General features: G+C 69.2%; 16 protein-coding genes. 10 read left to right on the top strand and 6 right to left on the bottom strand.

Features of this window, described 5'->3' with window-relative positions; translation table 11 throughout:
* Positions 1 to 8 precede the first annotated feature (8 nt).
* Positions 9 to 866, top strand: a complete 858-nt coding sequence (locus D8896_RS11810) for a hypothetical protein (protein WP_121822304.1) — start codon at positions 9 to 11, stop codon at positions 864 to 866.
* A gap of 58 nt (positions 867 to 924) precedes the next feature.
* On the opposite strand, the gene D8896_RS11805 is transcribed toward D8896_RS11810, so the two are convergent.
* A complete protein-coding gene (locus D8896_RS11805; protein WP_121822303.1) occupies positions 925 to 1,710 on the bottom strand; it encodes a GIDE domain-containing protein in 786 nt (261 codons plus the stop codon).
* 162 nt (positions 1,711 to 1,872) lie between these two features.
* On the opposite strand from D8896_RS11805, the gene D8896_RS11800 reads away from it, so the two are divergent.
* Positions 1,873 to 3,300, top strand: coding sequence for a right-handed parallel beta-helix repeat-containing protein (locus D8896_RS11800; protein WP_121822302.1), 1,428 nt, complete (start codon positions 1,873 to 1,875; stop codon positions 3,298 to 3,300).
* A gap of 112 nt (positions 3,301 to 3,412) precedes the next feature.
* Positions 3,413 to 5,401, top strand: a complete 1,989-nt coding sequence (locus D8896_RS11795; protein WP_121822301.1) for a hypothetical protein — start codon at positions 3,413 to 3,415, stop codon at positions 5,399 to 5,401.
* A 48-nt stretch (positions 5,402 to 5,449) separates the two neighbouring features.
* Here the strand turns inward: D8896_RS11795 and D8896_RS11790 are convergent, their stop codons facing one another.
* Positions 5,450 to 5,833 (bottom strand): RidA family protein, encoded by a 384-nt coding sequence (locus D8896_RS11790; protein WP_121822300.1) that lies wholly within the window; start codon positions 5,831 to 5,833, stop codon positions 5,450 to 5,452.
* Between the two features lie 99 nt (positions 5,834 to 5,932).
* Here D8896_RS11790 and D8896_RS11785 point away from each other — a divergent pair, with 99 nt between their 5' ends.
* The gene (locus D8896_RS11785) at positions 5,933 to 6,631 is read left to right on the top strand and encodes a phosphoglycerol geranylgeranyltransferase (protein ID WP_121822299.1); all 699 of its coding nucleotides are present in this window, start codon (positions 5,933 to 5,935) and stop codon (positions 6,629 to 6,631) included.
* Here D8896_RS11785 and D8896_RS11780 read toward each other — a convergent pair.
* From D8896_RS11780 to D8896_RS11770, 3 genes are all read right to left on the bottom strand, one after another.
* The gene (locus D8896_RS11780; RefSeq protein WP_121822298.1) at positions 6,628 to 8,838 is read right to left on the bottom strand and encodes an amino acid permease; all 2,211 of its coding nucleotides are present in this window, start codon (positions 8,836 to 8,838) and stop codon (positions 6,628 to 6,630) included. The two genes, D8896_RS11785 and D8896_RS11780, sit on opposite strands and share 4 nt — an antisense overlap.
* 1 nt (position 8,839) lies before the next feature.
* A complete protein-coding gene (locus D8896_RS11775) occupies positions 8,840 to 9,265 on the bottom strand; it encodes an NAD(P)-binding protein (protein ID WP_162991546.1) in 426 nt (141 codons plus the stop codon).
* A 263-nt stretch (positions 9,266 to 9,528) separates the two neighbouring features.
* The gene (locus D8896_RS11770; RefSeq protein ID WP_121822296.1) at positions 9,529 to 9,996 is read right to left on the bottom strand and encodes an Lrp/AsnC family transcriptional regulator; all 468 of its coding nucleotides are present in this window, start codon (positions 9,994 to 9,996) and stop codon (positions 9,529 to 9,531) included.
* An 80-nt stretch (positions 9,997 to 10,076) separates the two neighbouring features.
* Here D8896_RS11770 and D8896_RS11765 point away from each other — a divergent pair, with 80 nt between their 5' ends.
* The 5 genes from D8896_RS11765 to D8896_RS11745 all read left to right on the top strand — a co-directional run bounded on the left by D8896_RS11765 (position 10,077) and on the right by D8896_RS11745 (position 16,532).
* On the top strand, positions 10,077 to 10,427 hold the full coding sequence (locus tag D8896_RS11765; protein ID WP_121822295.1) for a hypothetical protein: 351 nt from the start codon (positions 10,077 to 10,079) through the stop codon (positions 10,425 to 10,427).
* A 73-nt stretch (positions 10,428 to 10,500) separates the two neighbouring features.
* On the top strand, positions 10,501 to 11,802 hold the full coding sequence (aspS, locus tag D8896_RS11760; protein ID WP_121822294.1) for an aspartate--tRNA(Asn) ligase: 1,302 nt from the start codon (positions 10,501 to 10,503) through the stop codon (positions 11,800 to 11,802).
* Between the two features lie 174 nt (positions 11,803 to 11,976).
* The gene (locus tag D8896_RS11755) at positions 11,977 to 12,807 is read left to right on the top strand and encodes a pantoate kinase (RefSeq protein ID WP_121822293.1); all 831 of its coding nucleotides are present in this window, start codon (positions 11,977 to 11,979) and stop codon (positions 12,805 to 12,807) included.
* A 97-nt stretch (positions 12,808 to 12,904) separates the two neighbouring features.
* Positions 12,905 to 15,706 carry a DUF1508 domain-containing protein gene (locus D8896_RS11750; protein ID WP_121822292.1) on the top strand — a complete coding sequence of 934 codons (2,802 nt, stop codon included), beginning with the start codon at positions 12,905 to 12,907 and terminating at the stop codon, positions 15,704 to 15,706.
* Between the two features lie 46 nt (positions 15,707 to 15,752).
* On the top strand, positions 15,753 to 16,532 hold the full coding sequence (locus D8896_RS11745) for a 4-phosphopantoate--beta-alanine ligase (RefSeq protein WP_121822291.1): 780 nt from the start codon (positions 15,753 to 15,755) through the stop codon (positions 16,530 to 16,532).
* Positions 16,533 to 16,535: 3 nt separating this feature from the next.
* Here the strand turns inward: D8896_RS11745 and D8896_RS11740 are convergent, their stop codons facing one another.
* The gene (locus D8896_RS11740) at positions 16,536 to 16,736 is read right to left on the bottom strand and encodes a hypothetical protein (protein ID WP_121822290.1); all 201 of its coding nucleotides are present in this window, start codon (positions 16,734 to 16,736) and stop codon (positions 16,536 to 16,538) included.
* Positions 16,737 to 16,923: 187 nt separating this feature from the next.
* Between D8896_RS11740 and D8896_RS11735 the strand changes: the two genes are divergently transcribed.
* Positions 16,924 to 19,071: a bifunctional metallophosphatase/5'-nucleotidase gene (locus tag D8896_RS11735; RefSeq protein ID WP_121822289.1), complete on the top strand. Its 2,148-nt coding sequence runs from the start codon at positions 16,924 to 16,926 to the stop codon at positions 19,069 to 19,071.
* The last annotated feature ends 20 nt before the right edge of the window (positions 19,072 to 19,091 follow it).

The following is a 19,091-nucleotide window of genomic DNA, read 5'->3' as shown; positions in this document are numbered from 1 at the left end:
AACCGACCATGCGACGCCGCCAGTTCCTCGCGGCCGGAGCCGCCCTCTGCTCCCTCACCGTCGCCGGCTGTGCCCACCCCGAAGTCGTGCTCGACATGGACGAGGCGTCGTCGGCCGACATCGCCGACGAGGTGTCGACCTCCCCGGATCCGGGGTCCGAGGAGCACACCGTCGTCACGGCCGCCATCGAGAACGGCTCGGCGACACGGAGCGGGCGGTACGAACTGTTCGACCGCACGGACACCGTCCGGATCGACGACGCCGTCTACACCGTTACGGAGACCCGACTCCGGAGCGGGGAGGTGACGGTGTACGAGGTGCTCGTCGACGTCGACCCGGACGACACCACGCCGGACCGCGGCGAGGTCCGGTACGATGACCTCCCGGCCGTGGACCGGGAGCGCCTCGACATCGTGTTTTCGGAGGATCCCCCGTCGAGCGGCGGGGAGTACGACGTCGGCGTCACGTATGGAACCGCCGAGGAGGTGGGGAACGAGTCGGTGTTCGTCCCGGACCAGCAGTACGACATCGTCGTTCACGACGGGGAGCGATACCGGATCGGCGTCGACTCCCGGGAAGCGAACGAGGCCGAGTATCGCTACGAGGTGACGCAGGTCGCACCCGACCTGGAGACGTTCGCCGACCAGATGCGGGACCGGTACCGGTTCGAACTCACGGGCCTGTCCGACGCCGAGCGGTCCGTCGTCGAGGAAGCGATCGACGGCGGCCATTTCGAGGACAGCGATGCGTTCCGGTCGGTGGTCGACCGCATCCGGGACCACGAGGGGCTGCACGAGGCCGATTTTCACGGAACGTGGCTCGTGGCGTACGACGGCGGCGAGTATCTCACCTACGCGGAGTGGTGAGATTTCCGGGGCCGACCGCGATGTCGGCGGCGACCGCAGCGATTCCGCCTGCCCACGCTCAGGCACCCACCCACGGAATGGCCATCACGAAGAGTCCGACGGCCGTGAGAACCCCGCCGAACAGGAGATAGACGAGGCCACCCCGCTTGCCCTCCTTGATCAGTTCCGCCTCGGACTTGTCCGAGAGGATGAAGTCGCCGGATTCGGTCGGCGCATCGATCGCGAAGTTGCGCTCACCCCAGTCGCCCTGCTCCTCACGCGCGGTCCCTAGCACGTACACCTCCTCGCCCGGTTCGATCACTCCCTCGGAGTAGCGCCGGCGTTCGCCGAAGCTCAGCGGCCCGAACTCCTTCCGCGATGCCTCGTCGACTTCGGCCTCGGTTTCGAGATACCGTTTGATCTGCTCGGGCGGTTCGTCGCCGCTGCCGACCTTCCACTGCTGCTCCTCGACGTCCAGGTCGCCGTCCGCGGGCAGTTCGACCAGCACCTCCCCGGTCCCGTCGTCGACGAGCATCGGGACGGCGCTCGACCGCTCGTGTTTCGTCCGCCAGTTGCCGCCACCCTCGCCGCTGCTCTCCCACTCCTCGGTCTCGACGTAGGTGGCGACCGCCTCCTGGTTCGTGATCGGCGACTCCAGTGTGTTCCCGTCCTCGGCCGGCTGTGCGACGCCTTTCACCTCGGCCGTCCCCGGCTGGAGTTCCCGAACCGGCGTCGTCTCGGTCTCGGCGATCCGCTGGCTCCGTGCACGCGCTACTCGACCCCTGTTCAGCACGTAGAGACCGACGACAACGAAGACGGCGCTGAACCCGGAGATCGCGAGCTTTTCGACCATTCCCTGAACCATCGTTTAGGGGCGCTTGTCGGAGCCGGGACAAAAACCCCGGTGCGCTGTTTCGAGCAGCGCTACCCGCCGACGGTCGAACGGTTCGTCGGACCGTCCGCCCCAGTCACTGTCCCCATCCTCACCTGCCAGTACCTTCATTATCGCCGGTGAATAGCTGTGGATATGACACGAACCCCGACCCGACGACGCGTGCTGGGGGCGGGCGCAACGATCGGGGTTGGCGCCATCGCGGGCTGTGCGGACCAGTCGAACGACTCGACCGACACGGACGAGAGTGACGAGACGCCGACCGAACCCGACACGGCGACCGAGACGACGGCCGAAGAGCCGGCGGTGGCGGACGGCGGTGGGGTCCTCCCGGCGCGCTACGTCGTGACCAAAGCGGACGGCGAGATACGGAGCTACAACGGCGACACGCTCGCCGTCGAGTTCAGTGGTACGGCCGGCGAGGAGGACTGGCGCGTCCTGCAGGAGACGCTCGATGCGGTCGACGGCGGCCGGATATTCGTCCGTCGGGCGGAGTACACGCCGGACCGTCGGCTGACCGTCGAATCGAGCCACACGACCGTCTACTCGGACTTCGCCCGGTTCACGTTTCAGGACCATCCGACCGACGACGACGGCGGCGCGCAGGTCGATTTCCTCGTGGACGGCGCGGGGTCGCCGCTCCAGCACGTCGAGGTGAACGGGCTGGTCCTCGACGCGAACAAGGCGAACCGGACGACGCCGACGCGGACGGCGGACATCTGGGGCGAAAGCTCCCACGTGACGTACCGCAACTGCGTCATCTTCGGCGGCAAGAGCGTCGACGGCGACGGCGGATACGGGATCGGCGAGGACGACGACGCGGACTACGTCACCATCGACAACTGCGTCATCCGGGACAGCGACCGGCACGCCTACCACCCCTCCGCCGCGAACCACCGGATCGTCAACTCGACGTTCATCGACAACGCACAGCGGACCGGCGACGTGTTCGACCTGTCGGCGACGAACGCCGTCGTCGCGAACAACCACTTCGAGAACAACGGCCACGGGGTGAAGATCGACGACTCGGGAAGCCGGCCGAACGAGGGCCACATCACCATCACCGGGAACGTCTTCGTCGACAACTACCTCCCGGACATCGCGTCGGGCCAGGTCGAACTCGTGGATTCGACGGTCCGGTCCGTCTCGATAACCGACAACACGTTCGTGCTCCCCGAAATCGACGCCGAGGAAACCTCGGCACACCTGCTGGTCGACACCGACGGGTCGATCGGGAGCGTGCACGTCCGGAACAACCACTTCGAGGGCGGCGGACGGAACGCGCTGACGTCGTTCACCGAGACGGGTCGCCACATCGGGACGTTCGTCGTCGAACACAACACGTTCGAGGGGATCCCCCGGGAGATCGGGCTGCTGGCGAGCGCCGAGCGACTGCTCGTCCGCGACAACCTGTTCGAGTGTACCGGAACCGGCGACGGACGGCTGGAAGTCAAGGAGTGCAGTACCGGCGTCGTGTCGGGGAACGTGCTGTACGACGCGTCGATATCGGTCGCGGACGGCGTCGACGCCGTCGTCGATCGGAACCACTCGTTCTCACAATAGCCGGAGAAACGGACGCCGCCGGACGGGGGTGGTCCGGCCGCACGCTCTCGACGGACGCCGCATTACCGCGTACGATTAGTTTTTTCACCCGAGACGTAGAAACAACGAGGGAATGGTCCCCATCAGCAGACGGAAGCTTCTCGCGGCCAGCGGCATCGCAGCGGTTTCGGGCTGTATGTCGACCGCACCCGACGACCGGGCAGCGGACGACACGGACACCGACACCGATACCGAGACGGAGACGACGACCACGACCGAGGAGACCGACCCCAGCCTCCCGGAGGGTCTCCTGCGGGCGCTCGAACCCCTCCCCGCGACGGTGGACGGCGACTCGCCCACGAGGGTGACGATCACCAACCAGTCCACCGACGAGGAGCGTATCGGCTACCCCGCCAACGTCGCTGGACAGTTTGGCCTCGACCGGTCCGCCGTCGAGCGCACGGCGACGGCCACGTACAGCGACGGGAACGCAGTCATCTGCATCACCGGGTCGTTCGACGCGGGCGCGGTCGACGCGTCCGACGAGGTCGCGTCGACCGTCGCGGACGGCCGCCTCGTCGCCGCGCGCACCCCGTCCGAGCAGGGGGGCTACGCGGCCTGGGCCGCGGGCCTCGACGCCGCCGAGACGGCCATGGAGTCGGACGACGCGGGGCTGTCGGACGGCGACAACGTCGCGGCGGTGCTGTCGCCGATCGCCGACCGGGTGTGGATCAACTACCTCCCCGCGTTCCCGCCCGAGAGCGCGAACAGCCTCCCGGACGAGTTCGACACGGAAACGATCGAGTCGGCCGCCTTCGCCTCGTCCCGGGTAGCGGAGCGGACCCGCCGGATCTCCTACGTGTTCCTGTTCGAGGACGAGTCGGCCGTCGACACGGCGGCGCTCGAAGCCCTGGTCGACGAGACGTGGGGCGACGAGACCCTGTCCGAGCGCAGCGTCGAGCGGGATGGCCGCCGCGGGATCGCGTCGGTCGTGTACGAGCGCCCTCCGCAGCCGAACCGCGAGGCGTCGCCCGACGCCCGGTTCAGGGTCGAGTACGACGCCGAAGCCGGCGAAGCGGCGCTGACGCACACCGGCGAGTCCGTGCCGGCGGACACCCTCACGGTGCTCGTCGACGGCGAACCGGCGGCGACGCAGTGGGCCGACCAGTACGACACGGTCACCGAGGAGGACGTGCTGACGCTGTCGGTCGACCCCTTCACGCACGTCCGCGTCCGGTGGGACGACCCCGAGGAGGACGAGGTGTTCGACTACCTCGGGAACGAGGTGGCCGCCTCCCCCGAACTGTTCGAGGCGTCGTTCGACCGATCGGCCGAGCGGCTCACGCTCACCTACCGCGGCGACCAGCCCGCCGACGCCGAACCGCTCTCGGTCCACCACCGGTCCGCCGAACCGGGCGGTGAGAGCAGCGACCGGCGGGAGATCGCGGTCTCGGAGCGACACGACCGCCTGAGCGCGGGCGACGAGATCGTCGTCGACGACTTCAGCATGGGCGACCGGGCCCACCTCGTCGTCGAGGTCGAGGGCGACAACTGGAGCATGTCGTCGAGCTTCTACCACTTCTCGGCGTCGCCGCCGGGCCGATTCAGCGTCGTGCGCGAGGACGGAACGACCCACCTCGTGTACTACGGCCAGGGCCACGACCCGGTCGTGGCGGCCGACGTGAACGACTTCCGCGTCCTGGTCGACGGCGAGCCCGCAGCGACCCAGTGGGCCGACCGGTACGACGAACTCGCCGAGGAGGACCGCCTCGAACTTGCCGCCGAGCCGGGCGACACGGTGACCGTCGAGTGGACGGGCGGCGACGACCCGGTGACGGTGGCGGAGAACACCGTCGCCCCCGAGTTCGAACTGTCCGTCGAGGAGACCGACGACGGCAAGCTGACGCTCACGCACGCCGGCGGCGAACCCGTGGCCGCCGGGAAGCTTACCGTCCGGTTCCACGGCGGTTCCGGCGACCCGGTGGCGTGGGGCGAGCAGGGGGAGACCGTCGCGCCCGGCGACTCGACGACCGTCGACGCGCCCGAGGACGCCCGGTACGTGGTCGTGCTGTACGACGGCGACCACATCGCGCACGCGGAACTGAACCGGAACGACGAGTAACGACCGTCCGGCCACGCCGCGGCGTCCGCCGCCGGCGGTCCCGGGCACTTAGCCGACCTTCGCCACGGCCTCTACTTCGACGAGCATCTCGGGGGCTATCAGCCGGTCGACCTGCACCATGCTGGTCGCGGGGCGGGCGTCGCCGAACGCCTCGCGGTGCGCGCGGCCGACCGCCGCCCACTGGTCGATGTCGACGACGTAGAGGCGCGTCCGGACCACGTCCGCCATGCTCGCACCGGCGTCGTCCAGCGCGTCGGCAACGTTCGAGAGCGCCTGCGTGGTCTGTTCGTAGGGGTCGCCGACGCCGATGATAGTCCCGTCCTCGGTCGCGGTCGTGCCCGAGACGTGGACCTCGTCGCCGGTTCGAACCGCCCGCGAGTAGCCGACGGCGTCCTCCCACTCCGTGCCCGACGCGATGTCCTGTCGGTCCATACGCCACCCTCGCCGCGCGCGACCGAAGCTCTTGGGGGCGTGTCCCGCACGACCACCCCTTTCGAAGGGTTCTTGACCGCCCTTTCTGATCGAACTGGTATGACTGCCCCGTGGGACGACTGGGACCACATCGTGAAGATCGACCCGGACAAGGAGCTCGCGCCGGGCGAGACGTTCGAGGACGTCTGCGAGACCGGCACGGACGCTCTGGAGATCGGCGGCACGCTGGACGTGACCAGCGAGAAGATGAAACGGGTCATCGACGCCTGCGGGAAGTACGACGTGCCGCTGTATCAGGAGCCGAGCAACCCGGGCGTCGTCGTCCACGACGACGCCGTCGACGGGTTTCTCGTCCCGGTCGTCCTGAACGCGGGCGACGTTGCGTGGATCACCGGCGCGCACAAGGAGTGGGTGAAAGCCGACGACGTTGACTGGGCGCGGACGACGACGGAGGCGTACATCATCCTCAACCCGGAGGCCAGCGCCGCACAGCTGACGCAGGCCGACTGCGAGCAGACGGCTGAAGACGTGGCCGCCTACGCCGAGATCGCCGAACAGATGTACGGTCAGGAGATCGTCTACGTGGAGTACTCGGGCACGCTGGGCGACCCCCGGAAAGTCGAGGCCGCCGCCGGCGCGCTCGACGAGGCGACGCTGTTCTACGGCGGCGGCATCCACGACTACGACTCCGCGTACACGATGGGACAGCACGCCGACGCCGTCGTCGTCGGCGATCTGGTCCACGACGAGGGCGTCGACGCGGTCAGGAAGACGGTCGAGGGCGCGCGGGACGCCTAGAAGGCGAACCGCTCGACCGTCCGCCGCAGGAGTCCCGGCCCGCCGGACCCGGACGGCTTGACCTGGATCGCGGTGCAGTCGACGGCGTCGACGATCCAGTCGGCCGGTCGGCCGAACACGCTCCCGCGGATGCGCCCGCCGTCGCTCCCGATGATGAGCACGTCGGACGACCCGGCGGCCTCGACGAAGTCGCCCTCGGGGTCGTCGGTCTCGATCACCGCGCGGTCGACCGGCACCGAGCAGAGCGCCTCTAGCTCCGAGAGGTAGTCGTCGAGCGTCTCTCGCCGGGCATCGGTCGCGCTCGGCTCGACGGAGTAGAGGAGTTCGATCGACGCGTCCGCCTCGCTGGCGAGCGCGTTCGCGACGGCGATCTTCTGCGGGTCGAACGGCCCCCGGTTCGTGACCACGGTGATCCGGTCCAGCGCCCGGAGGTCGCGGTCCTCGATGAGCAGGAGTTCACAGGGCGCGTTGCGGGCGACCCACTCGATGCCGGTCCCGAAGACCGAGGCGTACAGCGGCTCGCCGGTGCGCTCCATGACGAGGAAGTCGGCGTCCTCGTGCTCCGCGAAGTTGACCACCGCCCGCTTCGTGTCGTGGCTGACGACCTCCCCGTAGTACACGGGCACGTCGAACTCCGCGGAGAGGTCCTCGGTCCGCTCCTCGAACTCCACGTCGGCGGGGGACTGCACCTCGGAGGCCTGTTCGAGGGGGGCCTGGTCCGGGATCGAGTCGAACTGGACGACCGTGACGCTGCCGTCGTTCTCCCGGGCGATGTCGGCGGCGATCCGGAGCAGCGCGCGCTCGCGACGCTCGCCCGTGTCCTCGGTGACGGCGACGAGCACCTCGTAGCCGTCGACGTCCTCGAAGGTCGACCGAGTTCGTTCGACGGCCCCCTTGCCGACCGAGCGGCGAACCACGTCGGTCGCCGCACCCTCCCGCTCGACTTTCCCGCGGGCGAAGTAGAGATACCAGAGCACGGACCCGACCGTGATCACGGCCGCCCCGATGAGCGGGACCATCCCCATGTAGCCGATGAGCACGACCCCGCCGATCATCCCGGCGATCTGGGTCCACGGATAGAACGGCGACTCGAAGCTCGGGTCGTACTCGCCGACGTTGCCCTCGCGGAACGCGATCACGGCCCCGTTGACCAGGGCGAACACGACGATCTGGAACGCGCTCGCGAGCTTGGCGATCTGGAGGATCGGGACGAACGCGATGAGCAGAAGCATCACGCCGCCCGTGAGCGTGATCGCCCGCACCGGGGTCCCCCACTCCTCGTGGATCTCGGTCAGACTGGCCGGCGCGAGCTGGTCGCGAGCCATCGCGAAGGGGTAGCGCGACGACGAGAGGATCCCGGCGTTCGCGGTGCTGACGAGCGCGAGCATCGCCGCGGCGATGATGGCGACGACGCCCGGGAACGCGAGCGTCGCCTCGGCCGCGTGGATCATCGGCACGTTCGAGTCGCTCAGGAGGTCCGGCGGCGTCACGCCCACCATCACGACGACGATCAGGACGTACAGCAGCGTGGTGAACGTGAGCGAGACGAGGATGCCGAGCGGGATGTTCCGGTCCGGGTCCTCGACCTCCTCGGCGACGCTCGCGATCTTCGTCACGCCCGCGTAGGAGACGAACACGAGTCCGGTCGCGGCGAGCAGCCCGTTGCTTCCCTTCGCGAAGAAACCGCTGTAGTAGCCGCCGGTCGTGGAGGGAAGCCCCCCGACGACGAACCACACCATCGCGGCGAGCATGACCACGACGATGCCGACCTGGAGCCGTCCGGTCTGCTTCGCGCCGACGAGGTTGACGCCCACGAGCAGGGCGGCGAGCGCCAGCGCGACCGGCTTCACCGGCAGGTCGAACAGGTACAGCAGGTACGGCACGCCGCCGACCAGCGCCAGCGCCCCCTTGAACGACAGCGAGAACCAGGTGCCGACGCCGGCGACCGTGCCGAGCAGCGGTCCCATCCCGCGCTCGATGTAGATGTACGTGCCGCCGGCCTCCGGCATCGCCGTCGCCATCTCCGCCTTGCTCAGCGCGGCCGGCAGGACGAGCACCCCGGCGAGCAGGTACGCGAGGATGACGGCCGGGCCGGCCGTCTTGAGCGCCAGCCCCGGCAGGATGAAGATACCGCTCCCGACCATCGCGCCGATGCTGATCGCGATCACCGCGAACAGGCCGAGGTCGCGTTCGAGTTCCTTCCCCACGTTAGACCACCCGTCCGGCGAGCTCCTCGGCCAGCACCGAGGTCACGCAGACGGTTTCGACGCCGATGTCGTCGAACGCGTCCCGCAGCTCCGGGTCGGCGAGCCGGACGACGATCCTCGGAGTCTCGAACCGCGTGCGGGCGATCTGTGCGAGGAGGATGTTCCGCTCGTCTCGGGTGAACGCCGCCACGAGCGTGTCCGCGTCGCCCGCCCCGGCGGCCTCGAGGGCCCACGGGTCCGTCACGTCAGTCACCCGGGCGTCGATGCCGCGGCGTTCCGCCTCCGCGACGACGTCCGTGTCGGGGCTGACGAGGACGGCCGACCCGCGCTCGGCGAGGCGGTCGACGAGCCCGACCGCGACGGCGTCGTCCCCCACGACGCAGGTCATCGCGTCACGGTCTTCGGTCCGGCTGACGGCCTCAGCCATGGTCCCTGTCGGGGGTCGCGAGCGTTCGACCAGCCGGCTCGGAGAGTGCGGAGAGATACTGACGTGAACCGCGTGCGTTGTGACTCGGATCCATATCTTCGTTTGTTCCCGGAACCGCATAAACAGCCCGGTTCGAATCCGGTTTCGATAATGAATAGTCTATATATTGCCTAATCGTCCTATAGGCCGGATCGGAACAGCTGATCAGACTGGCAAGGGCTCGGCGAGGAAGTCGACGGATACGGGACCGCGACGGCGGTGGGCTACGCGTCCACGTCGAACTCGTGGAACGGGTGCTCGTACTCGTTGCGGATCAGGTCCTCGTCGACGATCTCCAGGCCGAGCGCGTTGAGGTCCTGTCCGATCCGGCTCAGGTCGTCGCCGTCCGTGCCGATCGCCTCGACGTGGACGTTCTCGGTCCCGGTCATGATCTCCCGGACTGCGACGACACCGGGCACCTCCAGCGCCTCGCGGGCGAGTTCCTCTCGGTCGGGGATCGGCGCGGTACAGACGATGAGCGTCAGCAGCTGATAGCCCGCCTCCTCGTAGTTGACCTCCGGCGTGTAGCCGGAGAGGATCCCCTGTTCCTCCAGGTTGCGGATGCGGTTCCGGACCGTGCTGGCCGAGACGCCCGCCTCGTCCGCGATGTCGCTGGCCGACGTCTTCCGCGCGTCCGACTGCAGGGCGTGGACGATCCGCCTGTCGAGATCGTCCATCGGGTCCTCGCTCATACCCCGGGTGACCGGGCGGGGGACAGTAGTTCTTTCCCACGGACCCGAGGTACAAGTCTCGGGGCTGCGTAGCCCGACACATGACGGCTCCCGACCCGACGCCGCCGGCGGATCTGCCGGACGACGCCACCGCCACGCTCCGGGACCTGACCGATCACGAACTGCGAGAGGCGGTCGCCTACGGGCAGGAACTGCTTCAGCAGCGGGGCGACACGACGCCCCGCATCGAGCCACAGCCCGGCGAGGAGATAGTCAGCATGGAGGATCGAGACGGCTATCTCGCCGTGACGAAGCGCCAACCCTGTGCGGAGGGCTGTTCCGACTGCCCGCACGGCCCGTACCTCTACCACGTGACCGAGGAGGCACACGCGGACGGAGGGACACACTACCACTGGACGTTCGTCGGCCCGGTCGTTGAACCATCGGAGTGAACCTCGCCGGGTAGGACTCCCCCGAGCGGGCGAAAAGACGGTTTTTAAGACTCGCCCCCCAGAACGGGGAGGTATGGAGAACAGAACCTACACCGCGGAGGCCGAACCGGGCGACCACGTCACGGTCGCCGGCTGGGCCCACGAGATCCGCGATCTGGGCGGCATCGCCTTCCTCATCGTCCGGGACACCACCGGCAAGATTCAGGTGAAATTCGAGAAGGAGGAGATGGACGACGACCTCGTCGAGACCGGCGTGAACGTCAACCGCGAGAGCGTCGTCAGCGTCACCGGCGCGGTCGAGGCGGAGGAGCGCGCCCCGACCGGCGTCGAGGTCGTCCCCGAGTCGGTCGAGGTCGTCGCCCAGGCCGACCCCGAACTGCCGCTGGACCCGTCGGGCAAGGTCGACGCCGACCTCTCGACGCGGCTTGACAACCGCACGCTGGACCTCCGGATGGAGGAGTCGAAGGCGATCTTCGAGATCCGCGCGGAGGTGCTGCGCTCGGTCCGCGAGCAGTTCCGCGACCTGCGCTGTACGGAGATCAACACGCCGAAGATCGTCGCCACGGGGACCGAGGGCGGCACCGAGCTGTTCCCGATCACCTACTTCGGCGAGGAGGCGTTCATGAACCAGTCGCCCCAGCTGTTCAAGCAGCTGATGGTCGGTTCGGGCCTCGAACGCGTCTTCGAGATCGGCCCGATCTTCCGCGCCGAGGAGCACAACACGCCCCGGCACCTGAACGAGGCGACCTCGATCGACTTCGAGAGCGCGTTCTACGACCACGAGGACGCGATGGACGCCTGCGAGGCGGTCGTCCGCGCCGCCTACGAGGGCGTCGCCGAGAACTGTCAGGAAGAACTCGAAACGCTCGGCTACGACGACTTCGAGGCTCCCTCGGGCGACTTCCCGCGGCTCACCTACGAGGAGGCCATCGAGCGCATCAACGCCACCGGCGAACTCGACGAGCAGCTCGTCTGGGGCGACGACCTGCCGACCGAGGGCGAGCACGCGCTCGGGAACGAGGTCGGCGAGCACTACTTCATCACGGACTGGCCGAGCGAGATCAAGCCGTTCTACATCAAGGACCACGACGACGACCCCGAGCTGTCGACCGGCTTCGACCTGATGCACCCGTCGATGGAGCTCGTCTCGGGCGGCCAGCGTGAGCACCGCTTCGACCACCTCGTCGAGGGCTTCGAGCAGCAGGGCCTCGACCCCGACGCCTTCGAGTACTACACCAAGATGTTCAAGTACGGCATGCCGCCCCACGCCGGCTGGGGGCTCGGCGGCGAGCGCCTCATCATGACGATGCTCGGCCTCGACAACATCAGGGAAGCGGTGCTGTTCCCGCGCGACCGGCAGCGACTCTCTCCGTAGAGTCGGGTGGGGGCTCGGAAGTCGCAGCCCGCGAACGAAGTGAGCAGGAACGTCTTCCGGCGTTCCCGCGCGATCCTCAACGTCTGAGTCCCTGACGAAGACAGCGGAAACCGTCCCGGATCCGACCGCACCGAATGGAAAACGGTTAACGACGGTCGCCCGCAGGTGGGGGTAATGAGCGACGACGCGGCGACCGCCTTCGTGCCGGGCCACATTACGGGCTTTTTCACGCCCCACGAGCACGAGGACCCGACGAAGGCCGGGTCGCAGGGCGCGGGGCTGACGCTGTCGGACGGCGTGACGGTGCAGGTCCGTCCCGCCGACCGGACGGAAGTGTACCTGGACGACGCGAGCATCGAGATGGAGCCCGTCGAGCGCGTGCTGGACGCGCTAGAGGTGACGGCGCAGGTGTCGGCCGAGTCGGAGGTGCCGCTCGGGTCGGGCTTCGGCGTCTCCGGCGCGATGGCGCTCGGCACGGCGCTGGCGGCGAACCGGGCGTTCTCGCGCCAGCTCTCGGAGAACGAGCTGATCACGGTCGCTCACGGCGCGGAGGTCCAGTCGGGGACGGGACTGGGCGACGTGGTGGCGCAGGCCCGCGGCGGCGTGCCGATCCGGCTCGAACCCGGCGCGCCGGCGGAGAACCTGCTGGACGGCATCCCGCGGCAGGCGCGGGTGGAGTACGTCACGTTCGGCGAACTCCCGACCGAGGAGGTGATCGGGGGGAACACCGAGGCGCTCGGCGCGGCGGGCGAGCGGGCGCTCTCGCGGGTCGTCCGCGAGCCGACGCTGACGAGTTTCATCTACGCCTCACGGCGGTTCGCCCGCGAGGCCGGCCTGCTGACGAAGACCGTCCGGGACGCCATCGAGGACGTGAGCGACGCCGGCGGCGAGGCGTCGATGGCGATGCTCGGGGAGACGGTGTTCTCGCTGGGGACCGGGCTCTCCGACGCCGGGTTCGAGCCCGAGGTCTGCGGGACGCATCCGGCCGGCGCGACCCTGCAGTGAACCGCTGCCGGGTTCCGTTTTACTTTTGAAAACCTGTTATTTGAATTATCAACGGGAATTAATACACCTAGCTGAGTGGCATCAGCCGTGAGTCATCGTGGCACAGGCTGACGTTCGCCCGGGACGACTGTTCCGGCTGTACGAGCGGTACGTGGGGGAACCGGATTCGGAAAAAGACGTGTACGGCTACTGGCTGTTCATCGCGGGCTATCTGGTCAGTTTCGCCGGGATCGGGCTGTTCCTGTCCGGCCTGCCGAACCAGGGTGCGGGGGGCGTCAACATCTTCTACTGGCGGCTCTCGATCTCGCTGGCGGCGTTCGGGCTGCCCCTGGCGATGCTCGGGATCGTGTTGCTGTTGCCCGTGCGCTGGCGCGGCGTCGAGGTGACCCTCGGCGGCGCGGCCATCTCGATCCTCGGGGTGCTCGGGTTCGTGTGGGCCTACCCGCAACACTGGCGGAGCGGGATGGACTACACCAGCGAGATCGTCGCCGTCTACACCGTCGGGATCGCCATCATGGCTGGCGTGGCGGTGCTGGTACCGGTCGTCACCGGCAAGCAGGGGATGTTCGTCGAGGACGAACTGCTGAACCTCGCGGACCAGCCCCCCGTGATGGTCGGCGAGGCGACCGGCGGCACGCTGTTCAGCGTGTTTCGCACGCCCGAGAAGGACTGGACATGGCGCGCGATCCAGCAGGACGCGGTCGCCGACAGTACGCGCCGCGCGAGCAGTCGGACGGCGGCCCGCGAGTCGGTCCAGGAAGTGCGCGAACTCGTCGGACGGGCGGGGCTGCTGGAGATCACGACCGCCGCGTTCCGGCTGTACGAGAACGACGACGAGTGGCGCTGGGTGCTGATGAGCGAGGACGGCGGCGTCGTCGCCGAGAGCGGCACGACGTACGGCGCTCGCGACGGCGTCGAGCAGTCCGTCAGCTTCACCAAGGACAGCGCGCCGGACGCGCCGCTCATCGAGATCGACGGCGCGGCGGTCGACTACCGGCGCGAGGGCGAGGACTGGCACTGGCGACTGGTCGACGAGGACCGCAACGACCTGGCGACGGACGTGGGACCGCACGCCGACCGCGACGCCGCCGAGTCGGCGGTCGACGAGATGCAGTCCCTGCTCCCAGACGCGAGGGTCCTCGCGCTGGAGGGTGTCGGCGCGGAACTGTACGCCGACGGCGACGACTGGCGCTGGCAGATCGTCGACGACGCGGACGAGGCGGTCGCCGAGAGCGCAGGCGCGTTCGACGCCCGTCGTCTGGCGGAGTCGTCGGTCGATAGCCTGCTCGACGGCGTCGCCGACGCGACGCTGGTCGAGCGCGGCCGCGCCGGCTACGAGGTGTACGCCGACGGCAACGCCTGGGCGTGGCGGCTGCTCGACGCGGACGACGCGGTCGTCGCCCGCAACCACGAGCGCGCCGACGACGCCGGGGCGCTGTCCGCCCGGGCCGAGACGATGGCGGCCACGGCGGCCGACGCCGACGTGGTGACGATAGACGGCGCGGACTACGAGGTGTACCCCGGCGACGACGGCTGGCACTGGCGCTTCGTCACCGAGGACCGCACGGTCGTCGCCGACCGCGAGGGCGGCTACGAGACGCCCGAGGAGGCCCGGGAGGTGATCGAGACGGTCCGCGAACAGGCCTCCGAGGCCGACCTCATCGAGTTCGAGACCGCCGCGTTCCAGCAGTACCAGACGGACGACGACCAGTGGCGCTGGCGGCTCATCGACGAGGGCGGCGCGGTGCTGGCCGACAGCGGGCAGGCGTACGACTCCAAGGCCGGCGCGGGCGACGCGATGCAGACGCTCAAGGACACCGCCCCCGACGCCGAGATCCTGGAGATAGAGACCGCGGCGTTCGAGCTGATCCGCACCGACGACGGCGGGTGGCGCTGGCGGCTCGTCGACGAGGGCGGCTACCTGATCGCCGAGGGGGCGTCGACGCACCCCAGCCGGCAGGCCGCCCGCGAGGCGATGGACCTCCTCACGGAGCTGTCGCCCGACGCCGCCGTCCGGGAGATGGCCGACCCCGTCTTCCAGCTGTACGCCGACGGCGACGACTGGCTGTGGCGGTACGTCACCGTCGACAACCGGATCGTCGCGGACGCGGCCGAGTCACGGGGCACCCGCGACGACGCCGCCGACCACGTCGAGGACGTGCGCGAGGCGGCGGCGTCGGCACCGGTCCACGAGGTCGACGACTACGCCGTCGAACTCGACGAGGACGGCGAGACGTGGACGTGGCACGTCGTCGACGCCTCGCGCGACGAGGTCGCGACGGGGACGAAACGGTACGAGCGCCGCGAGGACGCCGTCGCGGACGTGGAGACCGTCCGCCGCGGCGCGGAGGCCGCGCCGATCTTCGAGATCGAGACCGCCGCCGTCAGGGTCACGCGGGCGGACGACGGCTACGGCTGGGTGCTCATCGACGGCGATCGCGAGACGTACGCCCGGAGCGGACGGCGCTACGAGACCCGGGCGGCGGTCATCGACGCCGTCGAGCGACTGCAGGAACTCGCGCCCGATGCCAAGTCCGTCAACTTCGACGACGCCGGCTTCGAGCCGTTCCGCGACGACGACGGCTGGCGCTGGCGGCTGCTGGACGACCAGGAGCGCGCTGTCGCCGTCGGCTCGACGCCGTACGACGACCGCGCCGCCGCGGTCGACCGGATCGAGGAGGTCCGCGACCTCGTCGCCGGCGCGAGCGTGCTGGAGATCGACGACCCGGCCTTCGAACTACACTTCAAGGACGACGGCTGGATCTGGCGGCTCGTCGACGCCGACGGCGACGCGCTGGCCAGCAGCATCGAGACGTATCCGACCCGCGAGGAGGCCCGCGAGGCAATGCAGACGCTGAAGGACCAGGCCCCCGACGGCCACGTCACGGTCGCGCAGTAGCGGGCGGATCGCGGGGCTTTTCTCCGATCGTCGCACACGTTCGCGCGTGAGCGACGACACCGTTCCCGCGGAGGTGGAGGGTGAAGGCGAGATCCCGACCGACCACCCGCGGTACGAGGACCTGATCAGCCGCCACCGCATCGAGCGCGGCGTCGAGCAGGGCATCACCCACCTCCAGGGGATGCACGCCGAGGGGCGCGGGAGCGCCTTCGACTACCTGCTCGGCGAGGAGACGATCCCGAGCGCCGACGCGGCCGAGCGCGCCGCCGCGGCCCACCTCCTGCTGGCCGACCACCCCGTGCTGTCGGTGAACGGCAACGTCGCGGCGCTGGTGCCCGAGGGGATGGTCGACCTCGCCGAGGCTGTCGACGCCGACCTCGAAGTGAACCTGTTCAACCGCACCGAACAGCGCGTCGCGGCGATCGCCGACCACCTGTGCGACCACGGGGCCGAGGACGTCAAGGGGCTGACCGCCGACGCACGGATCCCGGGGCTGGACCACGAGCGCGCGAAGGTCGACGCCGACGGCATCGCCGCCGCCGACGTGGTGCTCGTGCCGCTGGAGGACGGCGACCGCGCCGAGGCGCTGGGCGAGATGGGCAAGACCGAGGTCGTGATCGACCTCAACCCGCTGTCGCGGTCGCCGCAGGTCGCTGCCGTCCCGGTCGTCGACAACGTGCTGCGGGCGGTGCCCAACATCGCGGCCCACGCGCGCGAACTGGCCGACGCCGACGAGGCGGAACTGCGGGCGGTAGTCGCGGAGTTCGACGCCGACGAGGCGCTGCAGGCGGCCGAGGAGCGGATCCGGTCGGGCGACCTGAAGTGACCGTTACGCGTCCCCCGACGTGTTCCACGTCTTGAGCAGGCCCGCCGAGGCGAAGACGACGCCGCCGAGCAGGAACCCGTAGCTCGCGACCGTGCCGAGCCCGTCCGAGAGGACGAGCCCGACGGTCGTGAGCATCGTCCCGACGACGACGACGAGGGACATCCCGGTGCGTTCGTCCGCGGGGAGGGCGGAGGCGTCCGTCATCGGCCGGCAGATTGTCGGCTACGCAACTAATTCTTTGCCGTTTCGACGGGCCCGGGAAACCGGGGAACGCAGGACCGTTCTCCGGTGGTTTCTCCGGTTGGTTGCTATATACTGGTCAATAGTGTTATCGGAAGAACGGTCGCATAATAGTAGCGTTTATCAGGTGACCCTTTCACCTCACGCTCGCATGCGCCAACTGTCAGTGCTCGCGGTAGTAACGCTTCTCGTCGTCGCGGGGGCCGCGCCCGCGGCGGCGGCGACGGTACCGGTCGCGCCGGACCAAACGGCGACTGGAGACACCACCGGCATCTCCGTCGGGAGTACAGGTGTCGCTGCCAACAACACCACGGTGACGCTGCTGACGTACAACGACATCCAGACCGCGGTGGTCCAGAACGGGACGACGCCGCGGATGGTGTCGCTGATCGAGCAGCGCCGCGCGGCGATCGACAACCCGACCGTGCTGGTCGGCGGCGGCGACCAGGTCAGCCCGCACTCGCTGTCCCCGATCAGCCAGTGGCGGACGCCGGTCGACGTGCTGAACGTCCTCGACCCGGACGCCGAGGTGATCGGCAACCACGACCTCGACTTCGGCTTCGGGACCGTCTCGGAGTTCGCCAACGCCTCGGAGTTCCCGTGGCTGATGGCCAACATCGTCCAGGAGGACACCGGCGAACCGATCCCCGGCACGGAGCCGTACACCGTCGTCGAGCGCGGCGGCGTTCGCGTCGGCGTTGTCGGGATCGCCGACGGCGCGATCCGGGGCAAGACCGCGGTCGACTTCGACGAGCAGGGGTACGAACTGCGCGACCACGTCGAGGCGTCCAGCGAGTACGCGACGACGCTGCGCGACGAGGAGAACGTTGACGTGGTCGTCGTGGCGGCCCACGTCGGAATCCCCGAGGCAAAGGAGATAGCAAACGGGACCGACGAGGTCGACGCCATCGTCGTCGGCGACGACGAGGTCGAGTACCCGCCCCGGGAAGTCGGCGGCTCGGTGATCGTCGAGGCCGAGGCCCGCGCGGCACACGTCGGGGAGATCAACTTCACCGTCAGCGACGGCGAGGTGGTCGGGTGGAACGGCCGCCTGCTCGACGTGACCGGGAACGTGAGCTACGACGAGGAAACGGCCGCAGTCATCGAGGCGGCCCGCTCCGACCAGCTGTCGACAGTTCTCGGGGAGACCGACGTCGCGCTCGACGCGCGGTTCTCCTCGAACTACCACGACGAGACGAACTACGGCAACCTGATCACCGACGCGTTCCGCTGGAAGACGGGGTCGGAGGTCGCCATCACGAACGCCGGCGGCATCCGCTCGAACTCGGTGTACGGGCCGGGTAACCTCACCGCCGGCGACGTGTACAGCGTCCTGCCATTCGGCAACACGCTGGTCGAGGTCGAACTGACCGGCGCGGAGATAAAGCAGTTGCTCGCCAGCCAGGTCGTCACGCTGGAGAGCGAGACGGGCCAGCAGTACGGCGCTGAGGCCCAGCTCCAGGTCAGCGGCGTCACCTACGAGTGGGTCGGCCACGAGAACGCCAGCCCGCAGATCCGGGACGCGCGGATCAACGGGGAGCCGCTGGACGAGGACGAGACGTACACCGTGACCGTCAACTCCTACATGGCCGGCTGGGAGGGGTCCGTACTGGAGAACGCGACGGTCGTCGAGGAGACCCAGACCCTCTACGGCACGGCGACCGCGGAGTACGTGCAGGCGCAGGGCACCGTCGCGCCCGAGGGGAACGACCGCATCCGCCGCGTCGACCGCGAACTCGGCACCGCCGAAGCGACGCTCGACGGCGAGGGCGAGGTGACGGTCAGCTACGACCTGCCCGACGCGGTCGAGTCGGTCAACGCGAGCACCGTTCGCGCGACGACCGCCGCCAACGCGACGGTCGAACCGACGGACGTGAGCGTCGCCGACGGGACGATGGAGCTCACCTTCGCCGACGGCGACCTGCGCTCGCTGTCGGAGTACGGCGGCAACGTCGAGGTGTACGCGTCCTACGAGGACGCCGAGTACAACCGCTCGTACTTCGACGCCTCCGTCCTGAACGTCGAGATCAACACGACCGCCGCGGACGGCGGGTCCGACGACGGTGACGGGAGTGACGGCTCGGAGAACGACGACGGTTCGGACAGCGACGACGGTGGTTCGGACGGGTCCGACGACGGCGACACGTCGGACGGTTCGGACAGCGACGACTCCGGCGGCTCGGACGACGGAACGACCACCGACGAGTCCTCGACCAGTCAGCCCGGCTTCGGGCCGGCGGTCGCTGTCGTCGCGCTGGCGCTGACCCTCGCGGGGCTTGCCGTCGGTCGCCGCGAGTAACGACTATCGGGGGAGCTTTT

The sequence above is a fragment of the Halostella salina genome (genome assembly GCF_003675855.1).
Lineage (GTDB): Archaea > Halobacteriota > Halobacteria > Halobacteriales > Natronoarchaeaceae > Halostella > Halostella salina.
Note: the sequence above shows the minus strand (reverse complement) of the source record. Positions and strands in the feature narration are given on the sequence as shown.

Bases quoted from the DNA above. Each gene is read 5' to 3' on its own strand.
- D8896_RS11810 (WP_121822304.1), top strand. From the start codon at position 9: ATGCGACGCCGCCAGTTCCTCGCGGCCGGAGCCGCCCTCTGCTCCCTC.
- D8896_RS11805 (WP_121822303.1), bottom strand. From the start codon at position 1,710: ATGGTTCAGGGAATGGTCGAAAAGCTCGCGATCTCCGGGTTCAGCGCC.
- D8896_RS11800 (WP_121822302.1), top strand. From the start codon at position 1,873: ATGACACGAACCCCGACCCGACGACGCGTGCTGGGGGCGGGCGCAACG.
- D8896_RS11795 (WP_121822301.1), top strand. From the start codon at position 3,413: ATGGTCCCCATCAGCAGACGGAAGCTTCTCGCGGCCAGCGGCATCGCA.
- D8896_RS11790 (WP_121822300.1), bottom strand. From the start codon at position 5,833: ATGGACCGACAGGACATCGCGTCGGGCACGGAGTGGGAGGACGCCGTC.
- D8896_RS11785 (WP_121822299.1), top strand. From the start codon at position 5,933: ATGACTGCCCCGTGGGACGACTGGGACCACATCGTGAAGATCGACCCG.
- D8896_RS11775 (WP_162991546.1), bottom strand. From the start codon at position 9,265: ATGGCTGAGGCCGTCAGCCGGACCGAAGACCGTGACGCGATGACCTGC.
- D8896_RS11770 (WP_121822296.1), bottom strand. From the start codon at position 9,996: ATGAGCGAGGACCCGATGGACGATCTCGACAGGCGGATCGTCCACGCC.
- D8896_RS11765 (WP_121822295.1), top strand. From the start codon at position 10,077: ATGACGGCTCCCGACCCGACGCCGCCGGCGGATCTGCCGGACGACGCC.
- aspS (WP_121822294.1), top strand. From the start codon at position 10,501: ATGGAGAACAGAACCTACACCGCGGAGGCCGAACCGGGCGACCACGTC.
- D8896_RS11755 (WP_121822293.1), top strand. From the start codon at position 11,977: ATGAGCGACGACGCGGCGACCGCCTTCGTGCCGGGCCACATTACGGGC.
- D8896_RS11740 (WP_121822290.1), bottom strand. From the start codon at position 16,736: ATGACGGACGCCTCCGCCCTCCCCGCGGACGAACGCACCGGGATGTCC.
- D8896_RS11735 (WP_121822289.1), top strand. From the start codon at position 16,924: ATGCGCCAACTGTCAGTGCTCGCGGTAGTAACGCTTCTCGTCGTCGCG.